Here is a 14,495-nt window from a genome sequence, read left to right as displayed (position 1 = left end):
CATGACGTCCACACACCCCGCACAACGGGCACTGCAGCGTCCAGGAAGGCGAAGCCGACGACCCCACGACCCCGCCGCACAGGTTAAAGATCAAGCTAGCCGCCACCGCACCCGCTCCCGAACGCGCCTGGTGGCAGCTGCAGGAGGGCTATCTCCTCGACCACCTTATGGACCACCTCATCGCAGCCGGCCGCACCACGTCCGCTGAGGCCGTAGCGGGTGACCTGCGCTGGGTGGAAAGACGCCTCACACAACGCGGGCCCGGTGCCCCGTGGAACGACTTAGCCCGCATCAACACCCACCACACGCGCCTCCTGGCACGCAGCCTTGCCCAGGCCGCCCACCTACTCACCCCCACCGACCCACCGCACGCCCTCACCGGCGTCCTGCACAGCCGCCTCGACGCACACCCGCACTGGCACCCTCAGATCACCGCACGCCAGCAAGACCCGGCCCACCGTCCCTGCCTCGCCAATCAATGGCTACCGCCCGACACCCCCACGCCCTCTCTGGAACGCACCCTCACCGGTCACACCGGCCTGGTGAATTCGGTGGTGATCGCGCCGGACGGCACGTGGCTCGCCAGTGCCGGCGACGACAAACTGGTGCGGATCTGGGACCGGGGCTCTGGGACGTGTACCGCCGCCCTCGGTGGCCACACCGGCTGGGTGGAGTCGGTGGTGATCGCGCCGGACGGCACGTGGCTCGCCAGTGCCGGCGACGACGCATTGGTGCGGATCTGGGACCGGGGCTCTGGGACGTGTACCGCCACCCTCACCGGCCACACCGCCCGGGTGGAGGCGGTGGCGATCGCGCCGGACGGCACGTGGCTCGCCACCGCTGGCAGCGACGACACGGTGCGGATCTGGGATCGGGCCACGGAAACCTGCACCGCCACCCTCACCGGCCACACCCACTCGGTGCAGTCGGTGGCGATCGCGCCGGACGGCATGTGGCTCGCCAGTGCCGGCGGGGACGGATCGGTACGGGTCTGGGCTGTTGCAGAACAACGTACCGTGGCTGTCGTACGAGCCGAGGGGGTGCTGGCCTCGTGTGCTTGGGGGAAAGTAGATCATGAGCTGGCAGCAGGAGGAGCGCAGGGCGTGTACCTCTTCGCTCTCCTCACCTGATCTCCATACTCACTCTATGAGCTCGTAACAGGATCTTGATGAGATGCCCTGGTCAGCCGTGACCGGTGTGATGATTCGGCCGTTCGTGGTGGTGTGAGTACTCGGCCGTGGATCGTGGATGACGACTTGTGGGCATTGATCGAGCCGCTGCTGCCGCCCTGGCCGACGAGGTCACCAGGGCCTCGGCTGGTAGCTGACCGGCTGTGCCTGCAGGGCATCTTGTATGTGCTCTGCAACGACATCGCGTGGCAACTCCTGCCCCCTGAGCTGGGGTTCGGCTCCGGACAGACCTGCTGGCGGCGCCTGGAGCGGTGGCAGCAGGCCGGGGTCTTCGACCAGCTGCACCGCATCCTGCTGGCCGAGCTGAACGCGGCCGGCCGCCTCGACTGGTCCAAGGCATGCGTGGACGGATCCCACATCCGGGCGAAAAAGGGGGCGCCGACACCGGTCCGTCGCCGGTCGACCGGCGGAAGACAGGCGGCAAACACCATCTGATCTGCGATGGACGCGGTACCCCGCTCAAGGTCATCACGACCGCGGCGAACGTCAACGACGTCACCAGACCCTCGCCCTGGTCGACGGCATCCCACCCGTGGCAGGCCGACCCGGCCGGCCCCACAGGCGTCCCGAGGCCCTGCTCGGAGACAAGGGCTACGACTCCAACCCCAACCGCGAGGAGCTGCGTAAACGCCGGATCCTGCCGGTCATCTCTCGCAGGGGAGCCCCGAACATCAAGGGCATGGGCAAGCTCCGCTACGTGGTGGAACAGACCTTCGCCCTGCTCCACCAGTTCAAACGACTCGCCGTCCGCTGGGAACGCCGCACCGAACTCCACGACGCGTTCGTCTCCCTCGCCTGCAGCCTCATCTGCTGGCGACCTCAACAAGCCCGAGTCATGATCGTGTTACGAGCTCTTAGGAACGCCCGGACGCTGCCCGTGGCCCGAGCGCCGAATCCGGCAAAGGCCCATCTCAGGCTTTCCCTGAGAAGAAGCCACACCCGTTTGAGATAGCGAGATGGCTTGTCTCGTGGTGAGCTGGAGATGGAACCGTCTTCAGGAGGTCAGTTATGGAGCCGGATGGGATCGGCCTTGCGGACGCCATTATGCTCCTACGCTCGGAAATCGCGACTGCACATGCACAGGCAGTGGAGAGTGATACTCAATTCCTGATCACGTCAGTTACCGTAGAACTGAAAATCGGGGTTACGAAATCAGCCGACGGTAAAGCGGGGTTCAAAGTTCCCTTCTTTGGTGCGGAGTTGAGCGCTGCCGCCGGTTATCGGGGGGAGACAGTGCAGACCGTGACCTTGGCCTTGGGACCTCCGGTTGACAAGGAAGGAAGGCCAGTTCCGGTCGCTGCGTCAACGCGTGAGCATATGGAGTGAGTTCTCGTGTTTCTGGACGGAAGTCGTTTCGTCGATCTCCAAGTCGATCTCGGTCAGGGGAATTTTCGATACGGCTCGGGTCTGCTTCTCGACGGCTCAAAGATACTCACCTCTGCGCACGTTATAACGGGGGCAGAAGAAATAAATGTGCGCAGACCCGGACGGGAATCCCAGGTAGCCTCTTTCGAACCAGTCCTGGTGGGCGACACAGAAGGCTTCGATGTGGCATTGCTGACGGTGCTAGGTGCGCCTGAGAAGATTCCCGGGATTGCTGTTGCTCGACTCAAGCGAGACGCCACTGCTGACACGCTTATGAGTGATTGCTGGACTGTGGGGTATCCGAGTCTCCAAAATGTCGAGCGTTCAGAAGGGTGGACAAGGCGAGATACGAAATGGCTGAAGGGCTATATTCCGCCACTGAGCAACCTGAAAAGCAAACTGTTGTCCCTTCAGGTTTATCCTCCCGAGCAAATTCATATCGGTAATCAACTTCCTCCTGGTCGGAACCCGCTGGAGGCATCGGAAAAATGGAAGGGGATGTCAGGGGCGCCAGTGTTCGCCAATGTTCGCGGTGAAATCGTACTGGTAGGCGTAGTTACCACGCATGTACCGCGACGTGGACCGTGGGATATCACGGTGACCCCGCTGGATCTCCTATTTGAGTTGGGCTCAGTTCCTGACGGACACCGACAAAGTTGGTGGGGCGGCCTTGGCGTGAGTGATCCGAACAACCTGCGGAGCCTGCCGGAACGCCCCGAACCGTCTTATCGGGCCACTCTTCGGCAAATTCACGACTACACTCCGGAACTGAAGGACCGCGAAGGTGAGCTTTCAAAGATTTTCGAATTTGCGGCCGGACACGGCGATGTGTTCGGCGAGGATACGTCCGCGGGCGGGTATCTGTGGTTGCGTGCGGGCCCTTGGGCAGGTAAGACCTCCTTGCTGGCCAGCGCGGTCCATAGCCCGTCGCTGACAGCCGACGTCGACGTCGTCGCATACTTTCTCATCGCGCGGCACTCAGAAGCATCGCAAAACATGTTCCTCGACGCGGTGATCCGGCAGTTGGCCTGGTACACGAACCAGGATGTGCCAGGAGACCAGAATCGCAGTGTATTCCTTTCTTTGTGGAGTGAAGCTGAGAGGAGAGCGCAGACGTACGGGCGTCGCCTGCTCCTGGTGGTAGATGGTTTGGATGAGGATCTGCGCCCTGACGGATACAGCGTGGCATCTCTTCTCCCAGCAAAGCTGGAGTCCATTGCCCACGTTTTGGTGAGTAGCCGACTACATCCGGACGTACCCACCGACGTGGACCCGCGTCATCCTCTCCACGATGCCGCTCGCCATGCCGTGGACCTGAGAGAAAGCCCTCACGCCGCTGAGGCGAAGATCCTGGCCGAGGCAGAGATCAGGCATCTGCTGACCCCCGGCATGGATTATTCCGGCCTCGCCCATGACGTTCTCGGACTACTTACCGCTGCGACGGGGCCCTTGTCCATCTCCGACCTAGCTCAGGCGCTGGGCCGTGACCGTGCTGAACTCAGCGCATTCGTTAATGCGCGAGCTGCCCGGAGCCTCAAGAAATGGGGCGCAACAAACGGTGGCGTTCGATACGAGTTCGCCCATCAGACGCTTCTGGAGTCCTGCCAAGAAGATCACGATGTTGGGCGGGATCAGCGTCATCGAGATCGCCTGTACACCTGGGCTGACAGATGGCGCGATCAGAGGTGGTCAGATGCAAATGGGGATGGAGCGGGTACGCCGCTTTACCTGCTCAATGACTACCCGAAGGCATTGGCCGGGGCGGCAGACAAGGTCGCATCGGTTCGTAGTGGACAAACTGAATCGCAGCGGCTGGCGGCATTGGTGACAGATGTTCTGTGGCTTGACTGTGCCGTCTCCCGTATCGGGGTGGACAATGTGCTGGCGACGTTGCGCGATGCCAGACGAATCAGACCGAATGACAGGTCGGTGGAGTTCGTATCCAGATTGCTTCTTTTGCAGCTGCACCATCTGCGTGACCCGCGCTTGGCGAATCGCACTGGGGCTACGGCCACGCACCTTGCGTGGGAAGCGCTGCGTGCCGGACTGGGTGAGGTGGCATCTGCTGCCGCCGACCAGCTCCGGCAGGTCCCAGGCCCGCAGCTTGTGCCCCTATGGACCAGTGAGCGCATCGGCCCGCATCTAAGCCGGATCATAGACCGTCACAACACCGGGGTGTCGGCAGTGACCGTCACTGCCGATGGGAGAGTCGTCTCTGCGGGGAGAGACGGTGTGTTGCGGGTGTGTGATCTGAACCGGCTGGACGCCCCTGGCCAGGTATTTGGGCGCGCTGGGACTGAAGTCCGGGCGTTGGTTGACTTCGGGGGCGGGTGGCTGGTGTCGGGGGAAGGGAGCGGGGCAGTGTCGGTGTGGGACCTTGGTAACCCTGGAACAGGGCTCCGTGAGCTGGGCCGGCACGGCAGCAAGGTGCGGGCGGTCGCAGTCCATGCCGGTCAGGTGATCTCCGGCGGAGACAACGGGAAGGTCTGGCTGTGGGATGCCGGAAGGTTGCGCCCAGGCCGAGAACTTACCCGGCAGGCGGGACGCGTGTGGGCACTCACGACTACCGCGACCGGAGGGGTCGTAGCGGGCGGAGAGGACGGTGCCGTGCGGATGTGGGACCGGCCCGATTCCGACGCCCGGGAACTGGGCCGACACGGCTTGCGGGTACGGGCAGTGGCGGCCACGCGCGAGGGGCGAGTGGTCTCCGGCGGCGACGACAGGGCGGTGATGCTATGGGATCCGGCCGACCCGAACGACGTGGGCCGGGAACTGGGCCGCCACGAAAGGATGGTGTGGGCGGTGGCGGCCACGCGCGACGGCCGGGTGGTCTCCGCAGGTGCCGACGGGGCGGTGATGCTGTGGGATCCGGCCGACCCCGACGATACGGGCAGGGAGCTGGGCGCCCACGCGGTATGGGCATTGGCGGCAACGGCTGACGGGCGCGTGGTCGCTGGCACCGGAGACGGTGCGGTCCAGTTGTGGGACCCAGCCAGTTCCCACGGCCCCGGTCAGGAGTCCCGCCACACCGGCCAGGTCTATGCGCTGGCGCTCACACCTGGTGGGCGGGTAGTCGCTGGCACCGGAGACGGGTACGTGCGGCTGTGGGACCCAGCGCAAGCCGATACTCGAGGCCAGGACTTGGGCCGTCATAACGGGCGCGTACGGGCGCTTGTGGTCACACCCGACGGGCGACATGTGGTCTCCAGCGGAGCCGACGGAGTCCTGCGGCTGTGGGACCTCGACCACCCTGATGCAGCCAGCCGGGAGCTGGGCCGGCACGATGGTGTGCTCGCACTCGCAGCCACCACAGATGTACACGTCGTCTCAGCAGGACGAGACGGAGTCCTGCGGCTGTGGGACCTCGACCACCCTGATGCAGCCAGCGGGGAGCTGGGCCGGCACGATGGTGTGCTCGCACTCGCAGCCACCACAGATGTACACGTCGTCTCAGCAGGACGAGACGGAGACCTGCGGCTGTGGGACCTCGACCACCCTGATGCAGCCAGCCGGGAGCTGGGCCGACACGGCTCGCGAGTACGGGCGGTCGCTGCCACCGCCGACAGGCGAGTGATCTCCGGCGGCAGCGACGGAGCGCTTCGCCTATGGGACCTGGAGCGCCCCGGCAATCCGTCCCAGGAACTGGGCCAGCACGGTGGGGAGCTGCTCGCTATCGCAGTCCTCCCCGAGGGACTGGTGATCACTGGAGGGGACGATAGTGTCCTGCGGCTGTGGGACCTCAACGACCCCGACGAACCAGGCCGGTACCTGGCCCGTCACACCGGGGCTGTCAGGGCCATATCCGTCGCCGAGGACGGACGCGTGGCTGTGGCAACGGGCAGCGATCTGAGTGTCTTTGAGCTGTCTCGCTCCTGAACGGTAACTGCGGGTGGGACCGTCCTTGCTGCTGGTGGGTCGAGGCCATGCCGCCTTCGATCTTCGTGTGACCAGGAGATGAAAGATGCCGTGCTGGCCGACCATGCGCACAGCCTGCCGGAAAGTTCCGGCGGTTACTGAGGTTGTAGGCGTGGTGTCGTCAGCGTGAGACCGGTCGCGGTGAGGCATCCGTCGATGATGTCGCTGCGGTACTGGATCTGGCGGAGGCCGTGTCGTAGTCGGCGGATGAGGTGGTCGGGGTCGGTGAAGGCGGTGTTGGCCTGGCTGGTGCGGCGGAGGACCGACCAGATGCTTTCCACCGGGTTGAGGTCGGGTGCGTAGGGCGGCAGGTGATAGGCCGTAATCCAGTCGTGCGCGTCGATGAAGGCACGCATGCGGCGGTCTTTGTGGACGTTCAAGTTGTCCCAGATGAGGACGATCGGCCCGTCCAGCTGCTGGTGGGCTGCGATGAGGAGGTCGCGGTACTCGGTCCAGGCGAAGCTCTTGCGGCCGCCGCTCTTGTGGTCGGTATGCCGTTTGGGCCGGTAGATCAGGCGGGAGCGTTCGCCGGCCTTGTAGCAGCACAGGGCGGCGATGGAGAAGCGGCGTTGGGAACGGCCTCGAACCCGGATGACTGGGGTGGATCCGCACCTGCCCCAAGTGCGCGAGGTCGGCGGCGTCATCGAGAATCCGGCTTCGTCCTCGAAGACGAGCCAGGCCCCGAGCGCCGCCGCGGTGGTTCCAGGTGCGGCCACACCTCCTTCACCCAGCCGGCCACGGCTGCGTCGTCCCGCTCGACGGCACGACGGGCTGGAACCTGGTGGCTCCAGCCGTGCCGCCGCAGCATCTGGGAGATGCCCGACAACGTCATGCTTTTGTGGAACCGCCGGCCGATCAGCGTCTTGATCCTGGCAAGCGTCCATCTTTGATCCGGCCAGCCGTGAGCGACCGGGCCCTTGGCCAACTCCTCCTCGAGCACGGCGAACAGCCCATCGCTCAGCTTCGGACGGGACGCCGGGCCGCGGGAACGAACCGCGTCCTGACCGGCCTCCCGCCAGGCCCGACGCCACCGCTGGACCGACCGGACATTGACCCGTAACTCCTTCGCGATCTCCGTACTGCCCCGCCCGACGGCGAACATCCCGACCGCTTCCATCCGGACCCGCTCACGGAATGCTTGCCTCTCCGCGGTCAGACCCCGACCCTGCGGATACCTCATACCTCCGGCATACCGCGACGATCACCAACCGTCAGCCCCTACGACAAGACGACTTCATGGTCAGTAGCGATGAGCTTCGTCACGCGGTCTTGGATGGTCGCCATGCGGCGGTCCTCCTCTGGTAGACGGCACGGTGCGGCAAAAGCCGGGTCCTGCCCGCGAGTGTGATCACTCCGGCAGTGGCGAAGGGGCCGGCCAGGTGTCGGCACCTCCCCTCGGACAACGATCGTGGCCCCGAACAGAGACGCCTGCTCCACATCGCCCTCGTCAGTCCAGCTGCGGCCGGGCGCGCAGCCCCCTGCACCTCACGCCGGGCCACGATGAGCTGGTCGATCGCCATCTTCGAGCGCGCCGGGGTGCCCGGCGTGGGGTGTCAGTACCGCAGACCGTCGTCCTGCTCGGGCACAGGGTCGTCGTGCTGCTGCTCGTCCTCGGTCCAGGTGTCGAAAGGCCCGGGCAGACCGGGCTGCTCGGCGCCGAGCAGCGGCGCGCCGCCCTTTAGCCGGTGCTTCGATGGGCATCACCGGTTGGCCTTTTCCTCGCGGTCGACGGTGGTCAGCTGGGCGCGCCCGGCGACCATGATCGTTCTCAGCGATAACCACGGTTCCATTGATCCGAGCGCCGCCAATTGCATCGGATGCGAACTCGCGATAGTCAGCGAATCGGCCCGTGAGGAAAGGCAATCGCGGTGTTGAGCTGCGGACTTGAGCGAGACCCTGGCGGGGACGATACCCGGGATGAGGGCTCCGCTGCGACCCATGCAGGGGGCTGGCCTGGGGGTCCGCCGAGCACTCGCATAGGATGCGGTTTTCTCGCATCAGATGCGAGGTGGTGAAGCAGTGAGGTTCAACGGTTCGATACCGGGTGCGGCCGGGCTGCACCTGGTTGACGGAGTCGCGTTGCTGCGGCCGGAAGAACAGGTCTTCGCGGCGATGCTGACCGGCTTCGCCAACCAACAGCTCGCACGGAATCTGGCCCGGACGACCGTCGAGGGCCGGGAGAACACGGTCAAGGCGTTCGCGGCCTACGTGATCGCCTACCCCTGGCTCTGGACGCCGGCGATGATCGATGAATGGCTCGGCGACCTGCGCTCACTGCGGGACCTGAAGCGCTCCACGATCCGCTCGTACTCCGAGGCCGTGCGGGCCTTCTGCCACTTCATCACCGATCCGCTCTACGAGTGGACAGCGACCTGCGAGGAACGGTTCGGCACGCACCCGGTCCAGGTGGTGCACGAGTGGAACACCGCGGTGCACGTCCAGGACAACGAGGCAGACGCGAAGAAGCGCGCGTTCACCAAGGCCGAGCTGCACGCCTTCTTCGCGCACTGCGACGACGAGGTCGCCCGTATCCGGGCCTTCGGCCGCAAGGGCTGGCTGCCCGCCTTCCGCGACGCCACGCTGTTCAAGACCGCCTACGCCTACGGGACACGGCGCAACGAGACGCGGATGCTCGACGCCGCCGACTTCGGCCGCAACCCGCACGGCGGCGAGTTCGGCCAGTACGGTCGCTGCCAGGTCCGGTTCGGCAAGGCCAAGAAGGGCTCCCCGCCCAAGCGCCGCGGCGTGCTGACCGTCTTCGACTGGACCCCGGACGTCCTGGACGAGTGGTTCACCGAGGTCCGCCCGCTGTTCGGCACCGACAACAACCCGGCGGCCTGGCCCTCCGAACGGGGCCTGCGGATCGGCTGCCAGCGGCTCAACTCCCGCTTCATCGCCTACCGCAAGGCCCTCGGCCTGGACGACGGACTCGACTTCCACTCCTTCCGCAGGTCCTACGTCACCCACTTGATCGAGGACGGCTGGGACCCGCGCTTCGTCCAGGAGCAGGTCGGCCACGAGCACGCCAGCACCACCTCGCTCTACACCTGCGTGTCCTCGGACTTCCGCACCCGCACCCTGCGGCGGCATCTGGACTCCACCATCGCTGCCGCCCTCCAGACCCAGCCCGGGAGGCAGGCATGAAACGCAAGGTCGGCTACACCTGGCGGCTGCGCGAGGTCATGGCCCAGCACCGGATCTTCACAGCCACCGAACTGGTGCCGCTGCTGCACGAACGCGGCATCGACCTGTCCGCCTCCCAGGTCCACCGCTTGGTCTCCGGCACTCCGGAACGCCTGTCGTTGCAGGTCATGGCCGCGCTTTGCGACATCCTGTCCTGTACCCCGGCCGACCTGGTGGCCACCACCGCAGAGAACGCCGGCGTCCGCAAGACCGCCACCGGCGACCTGCCCACCCCGCTCGCGAACGTGGCGAAGCTGCGGCCCCGCGCCGCCCGGATCCTGCCCGACGCATGACCCGCCCCTACGCCACCGACGAACAGTACGAACGCTGGTACATGGCCGAGTGCTGCCGCTGCGGCCGCCGCAGACACAAGGCTGGCACGTGGCCGGACGGATACGTCTGCCGGACCTGTTCCGACCGCGCCGTCCGGACACGGGGCACCTGCCCGGGATGCGGCCAGGACCGTGCCCTCCCCGGACTCCGCCCCGGTGACGGGGCCGCGATCTGCACCACCTGCGCCGGCTTCTCGCAGACCTTCGACTGCTCACGCTGCGGCTTCGAGGGCAAGCTCCTGGGCGGACGGCTGTGTGAACGCTGCACCCTCACCGACCGCCTCACCGCACTCCTGGACGACGGAGACAGCCGCATCCGACCCACACTGGTCCCGCTGTTCGACCTGCTGGTGGCAATGGACAAGCCCAGAAGCGGCCTGGCCTGGCTGGAGATGCGCCGCGACCAGCCGGGCAGCGCCTCGCAGCTACTGCGGCGGCTCGGCCTCGGCGAGATCCCACTGACCCACGACGCCTTCCACGAGCTCCAGCCCTGGCGGGCCGCCGCTCACCTGGAAGAACTCCTGATGACGTGCGGAGCCCTGCCCTCGGTCGACAAGTACCTCTGCTCCTTCCAGCGCTGGCTTCCCGGCCACCTGACCGGCATCGCCGACCCCGAGCACGCCAAGACGATCCGGCTCTTCGCGACCTGGCACATCCTTCCCCGGCTGCGGACCCGCGCCGAGAGGAGCCACATCACACCCAGCATCCGCCGGTTCGCCGCCGAACAGGTCAAGCACGCGACCGCGTTCCTGCAATGGCTCGGCGAGCGAAACAGCACCCTCGCGTCATGCGGCCAGATCGACGTCGACGCCTGGTTCGCCGAGAACACCGAACACGCCCGCACCTGCCTGAGAGCCTTCCTCAACTGGGCCATGCAGAGCCGACGCTGCCGACGCTCCCTGTCCATCCCCAAGATGAAGGTCTCCCGCCGGGCCGCACTGAGCGAAGACGAGCGCCTCGATACCCTTGGCCGGCTGCTGACCGATACCGAGATACCGATGCGACTCCGTGTCGCCGGAGTCATCGTGCTCCTCTACGCGCAGCCCGCGAGCCGCATCGTCCGGCTCGGCGTTGACGACGTCATCCGCGACGGCGACACCGTGCTGCTGCGGCTCGGTGAGCCGGCCTCGCCCGTCCCTGATCCGGTCGCCGCCCTGCTGCTGGAGCACATCGCGAACCGCGACAACATGAACACCGCTACCAACCCCGCGTCCCGCTGGCTTTTCCCGGGCCGCCGGGCGGGGCAGCCGACCCGCCCCGACCACCTGTCCGCGCTCTTGAACGAAGTCGGGGTCCCGACCGCGGCAGCCCGCGGCGCCGCGATCCGGCAGCAACTCCTCGAACTTCCTGCACCCGTCGTCGCGGACGCTCTCGGCTACCACGACAAGACCACCAGCCGGCTCCGCAACGAGACCGGCGGGACATGGAGCCGATACGCACCAGGAGATCACGAACCGGGCCGAACGCCCACAACCCATGCCGGGCACACGGGTGATCCGCCGCCACCCGTCCCCGGCGGATTACATGTTGATCATTGGGCCTGAAAACGTCTATCTGAAACCGGTCGGCGACCCGTAGTACTGGCTTCGCGGCCCACCGGCCGTCCACGATCTCAAGGAGCCATCACCCATGACTCGCTTTCGCACCCTGTGCATGGCCCTCACCGGCACCGCGGCGCTGTTCGCCCTGACCGCCGCGCCCGCGCACGCCGCCCCCGGCGACGTGACCACCTCCTGTTCGAGCGTCCTCACCCCGAGCGGCTTCGTCGACGTCAGCTGGGGGTACAGCAGCAGCTGCGGCACGCAGAGCTTCAGCCCGAACATCAAGCAGATAAAGCAGCTCACCGGGCTGCCCGTCGGCACCGTGGTCCAGGCCTGCAATTCCACCTACCAGCCCTTCGGCTGGGTTCAGACCGCCTCGTACTACAGCGGCAGCTGTGTCTCCTCCTCGGTCCCCAGCTTCAACAACAACGCCTGGACGCTCAAGCGCGTCTCCTGACCCGTCCGCCCCGACGCCGCGGTCGTGGAGTTCGCGGAGCAGGCGGTCGGCCGGCTGTTCCCCGGACGCCGGGCGGGGCAGCCCTTCCGTCCCGACCACCTGTCCGCACTCCTCAACGAGATCGGCGTCCCTGTGGCCGCCGCCCGCGGCGCCGCCATCCGACAACAACTCCTTGAGATGCCCGCTCCCGTCGTCGCGGACGCTCTCGGCTACCACAACAAGACCACCACCCGCCTGCTCAACGAGACCGGCGGAACCTGGAGCCGATACGCCCCTGGAGATCACACACGGTCACCGGCAGGCTGGGTTCCACGGAGAACTGGCGACAGTTGAATACGAGAGCCCACCAGTACCGAGGCCGATGCCGACCCAGGCCGCCATGTTGCCGAGGGATTCCGGTGCTCGGCGGGAGAGGTGGACGAGTCCGCGAACAGTTTCTCGGGCGCCGGGGTGGTATCGGATCTGCTCTGGCGCCGCCCTCCGCGCGGCCCACAGCGACTTCAACGAGGCGTCCGCCTTGCCGAGCTCCATCTCGACGCGCGCACGGTCGATGAAGAAGTGCGCGCGTCGGCTGGTCGCCATCGAGGCTGGCAACTTGATCGCCTTCGCCTGCCGCATAGCCTCTTCGTACTGCCGCATTTCCATGGCGACGCTCATCTCGTGCAGGTCCACGTTCGCCGGCGAGAAGTTGAGCCAGTGCACGGTGGAGGCGTCCCCGACACGGCCGACGTAATCGCGGGCTTGCGCGATGTGACTGGCGGCTGTGCTCCGGTCGTCCGCTAGCGCGGCGAGCACGGATCCCCCCAGGTGGAGTTGCCCGGCGACGGTGAGCGACTCGCGGGACTCGTCCGCCGGGTCCAGGAAGCCGTGGCCGGAGCGGATGAGGCGCAGCCCGATGGTGTACTCCCCTTCACGGAAGTACACCAGACCGCGGAAGTACTGCCGCACGGCGGCGAGGCATGGGTTGGACGCTCGTTCCGAGGCCCAGCCGAGCCGATCAAGGGCCACGCTCGCGAGGTCGAAATACCCGAGTTTCACGGTGACGTCGTGGGCAGTGCGGTAGGCGGACCCGAGGGCCTGCCACAGCTCCGTCGTTGGGGCTCTCCAACACAGGGCGGTCAGTTCCGCGATGACGTCTGGAAGTGCTGCGGCGGCAGCGTGCAGGTGGGTGGCTCGGACGTGCGCGCAAAGCTCCTCGGTGGCGGTGATGAGGTCGCTGGCGGGGCGGGTGATGACGTCGGGGTCGTCACCGAGGTCGTACAGGTCGAGGGATTCCCGGATCGGGCGGATGAGTTCCGCCAGCCGGTCCTCCTGCAGCTGGGTCACGTAGGGCTGGCCTGTCAGCACAGTGACGTCGATCCTTAACGCTCGGGCTACGGCCGCCGTGAAGTCGACGGAGGCCGGTCTCGCGCCGCACTCGACTTGGGTGAGCCAGCTGTACGAGTACGGGATCCGCGCGGCGAGTTCGCGTTGCGTCAGCCTCGCCAGCTTCCGCTGCTCCCTGATGCGGTTTCCGGGGTGGTCGTCGTCCAATCGCGGCATGCTGGTCTCCGTTCCCTGTCTCGTCATCTGGAACGCTACTCGCGCCCAGTGCCGCGTGAGATGGCTTCGCTCCCGACTCCCTTGGGTCGGGCGCGATGCCCTGTGATCGGATAGGGCCATGAGCACTCGGACCCTGTACCTGTTCAGCAGCGCGGCCCCGCCGGCCTTCGACGTCGCCCGGGTTATCGAGGAGGCGCAGGCCGCCGGCTGGGACGTGTGCCTCGGGCTCACCCCGACGGCAGCGCGCTGGCTTAGTGACTCCCTGGACGGCCTGGCAGCGCTCACCGGACACCCGGTGCGCTGGGACTACCGGGCACCGGGGCAGCCGGACATCTGGCCGAAGCCGGACGCGATTGTGGTCGCCCCAGCCACGTTCAACACCGTGAATGCGTGGGCCCTCGGGCTCACGGACAAGTGGCTCGTCGGCGTCGTGGCCGAAGGCATCGGCAAGGGGATCCCGATCGCGATGATGCCCTGTGTGAACCGCGCCTACGTTGCACACCCCCAGTGGGAGCAGTCGATCGAGACGCTGCGGAGCGCCGGAGTGCGCGTGGTCTACGGAGAGGGCGGGTTCGTACCGAACGAGCCCGGTCAGGGCAACCCGGCGACCTACCCGTGGCACGCCGCTCTGGAGGCTGTTGCGGACGTCCTGTTCACGGCATAGCCGACGCGCGGACCTCTGTCCGGACAGTATCCGTGCAGCTCAGCGAGGAGCCATCCATCGTGTGGCGGCCCCGGGGACGCCTGCTGTCCGGGTCGCCTGGACAGCGCGTCTGAGCACAGCAGTGCGTCTCGCCGGAGTTCCATCGCCGGGCGCGGCAGGCGGTGGCGCACTTCCACACGGCCTACGAGCTCTCGGAGGAGACGATCGAGGTGGGTCTGAGCGACGTGCGCGTGCACGGGATCGAGGGCCCTGGGTGGCATAGGTAGTCGCGGCAGGGCGTTGCGCGGGCCAGGAGGCGCTGGGAGC

The 14,495-nt window shown here is 66.6% G+C and carries 12 protein-coding genes and 1 pseudogene; 10 read left to right on the top strand and 3 right to left on the bottom strand.

Features of this window, described 5'->3' with window-relative positions; translation table 11 throughout:
• The first annotated feature begins 233 nt into the window (after positions 1 to 233).
• From ACFY04_RS41200 to ACFY04_RS41185, 4 genes and pseudogenes are all read left to right on the top strand, one after another.
• Positions 234 to 1,130 (top strand): WD40 repeat domain-containing protein, encoded by an 897-nt coding sequence (locus ACFY04_RS41200; RefSeq protein ID WP_389125824.1) that lies wholly within the window; start codon positions 234 to 236, stop codon positions 1,128 to 1,130.
• A 93-nt stretch (positions 1,131 to 1,223) separates the two neighbouring features.
• A pseudogene (locus ACFY04_RS41195) lies at positions 1,224 to 2,004 on the top strand (IS5 family transposase); the annotation flags it as partial.
• Between the two features lie 194 nt (positions 2,005 to 2,198).
• Positions 2,199 to 2,516 carry a trypco2 family protein gene (locus tag ACFY04_RS41190; protein WP_389125821.1) on the top strand — a complete coding sequence of 106 codons (318 nt, stop codon included), beginning with the start codon at positions 2,199 to 2,201 and terminating at the stop codon, positions 2,514 to 2,516.
• Positions 2,517 to 2,522: 6 nt separating this feature from the next.
• Complete coding sequence (locus ACFY04_RS41185) at positions 2,523 to 6,431, top strand: trypsin-like peptidase domain-containing protein (protein ID WP_389125819.1); 3,909 nt, start codon at positions 2,523 to 2,525, stop codon at positions 6,429 to 6,431.
• 134 nt (positions 6,432 to 6,565) lie between these two features.
• Here ACFY04_RS41185 and ACFY04_RS41180 read toward each other — a convergent pair whose 3' ends face one another.
• Complete coding sequence (locus ACFY04_RS41180; protein WP_389125829.1) at positions 6,566 to 7,114, bottom strand: transposase; 549 nt, start codon at positions 7,112 to 7,114, stop codon at positions 6,566 to 6,568.
• A complete protein-coding gene (locus tag ACFY04_RS41175) occupies positions 7,111 to 7,650 on the bottom strand; it encodes a winged helix-turn-helix domain-containing protein (RefSeq protein WP_389125817.1) in 540 nt (179 codons plus the stop codon). Before ACFY04_RS41175 ends, ACFY04_RS41180 begins: the two co-directional genes overlap by 4 nt.
• Before the next feature lie 370 nt (positions 7,651 to 8,020).
• Between ACFY04_RS41175 and ACFY04_RS41170 the strand changes: the two genes are divergently transcribed.
• The 5 genes from ACFY04_RS41170 (at position 8,021) to ACFY04_RS41150 (ending at position 11,983) form a co-directional block, all read left to right on the top strand.
• A complete protein-coding gene (locus tag ACFY04_RS41170; RefSeq protein WP_389125814.1) occupies positions 8,021 to 8,152 on the top strand; it encodes a hypothetical protein in 132 nt (43 codons plus the stop codon).
• Positions 8,153 to 8,489: 337 nt separating this feature from the next.
• On the top strand, positions 8,490 to 9,614 hold the full coding sequence (locus ACFY04_RS41165; protein ID WP_374771749.1) for a tyrosine-type recombinase/integrase: 1,125 nt from the start codon (positions 8,490 to 8,492) through the stop codon (positions 9,612 to 9,614).
• On the top strand, positions 9,611 to 9,946 hold the full coding sequence (locus tag ACFY04_RS41160; protein ID WP_331761948.1) for a helix-turn-helix transcriptional regulator: 336 nt from the start codon (positions 9,611 to 9,613) through the stop codon (positions 9,944 to 9,946). Before ACFY04_RS41165 ends, ACFY04_RS41160 begins: the two co-directional genes overlap by 4 nt.
• Positions 9,943 to 11,529: a hypothetical protein gene (locus ACFY04_RS41155; RefSeq protein WP_257559832.1), complete on the top strand. Its 1,587-nt coding sequence runs from the start codon at positions 9,943 to 9,945 to the stop codon at positions 11,527 to 11,529. The genes ACFY04_RS41160 and ACFY04_RS41155 overlap by 4 nt, the downstream gene beginning before the upstream one ends.
• Before the next feature lie 85 nt (positions 11,530 to 11,614).
• Positions 11,615 to 11,983 (top strand): hypothetical protein, encoded by a 369-nt coding sequence (locus ACFY04_RS41150; protein WP_257559891.1) that lies wholly within the window; start codon positions 11,615 to 11,617, stop codon positions 11,981 to 11,983.
• A 291-nt stretch (positions 11,984 to 12,274) separates the two neighbouring features.
• Here ACFY04_RS41150 and ACFY04_RS41145 read toward each other — a convergent pair whose 3' ends face one another.
• Positions 12,275 to 13,525 carry a helix-turn-helix domain-containing protein gene (locus tag ACFY04_RS41145; RefSeq protein ID WP_389125809.1) on the bottom strand — a complete coding sequence of 417 codons (1,251 nt, stop codon included), beginning with the start codon at positions 13,523 to 13,525 and terminating at the stop codon, positions 12,275 to 12,277.
• Between the two features lie 118 nt (positions 13,526 to 13,643).
• Between ACFY04_RS41145 and ACFY04_RS41140 the strand changes: the two genes are divergently transcribed.
• Positions 13,644 to 14,189: a flavoprotein gene (locus ACFY04_RS41140; RefSeq protein WP_389125806.1), complete on the top strand. Its 546-nt coding sequence runs from the start codon at positions 13,644 to 13,646 to the stop codon at positions 14,187 to 14,189.
• Positions 14,190 to 14,495: the final 306 nt, after the last annotated feature.

The organism is Streptomyces sp. NPDC001549, from assembly GCF_042894025.1.
Taxonomy (GTDB): Bacteria; Actinomycetota; Actinomycetes; order Streptomycetales; family Streptomycetaceae; genus Streptomyces; species Streptomyces kutzneri.
This window is presented reverse-complemented; position numbering and strand designations above follow the sequence as displayed.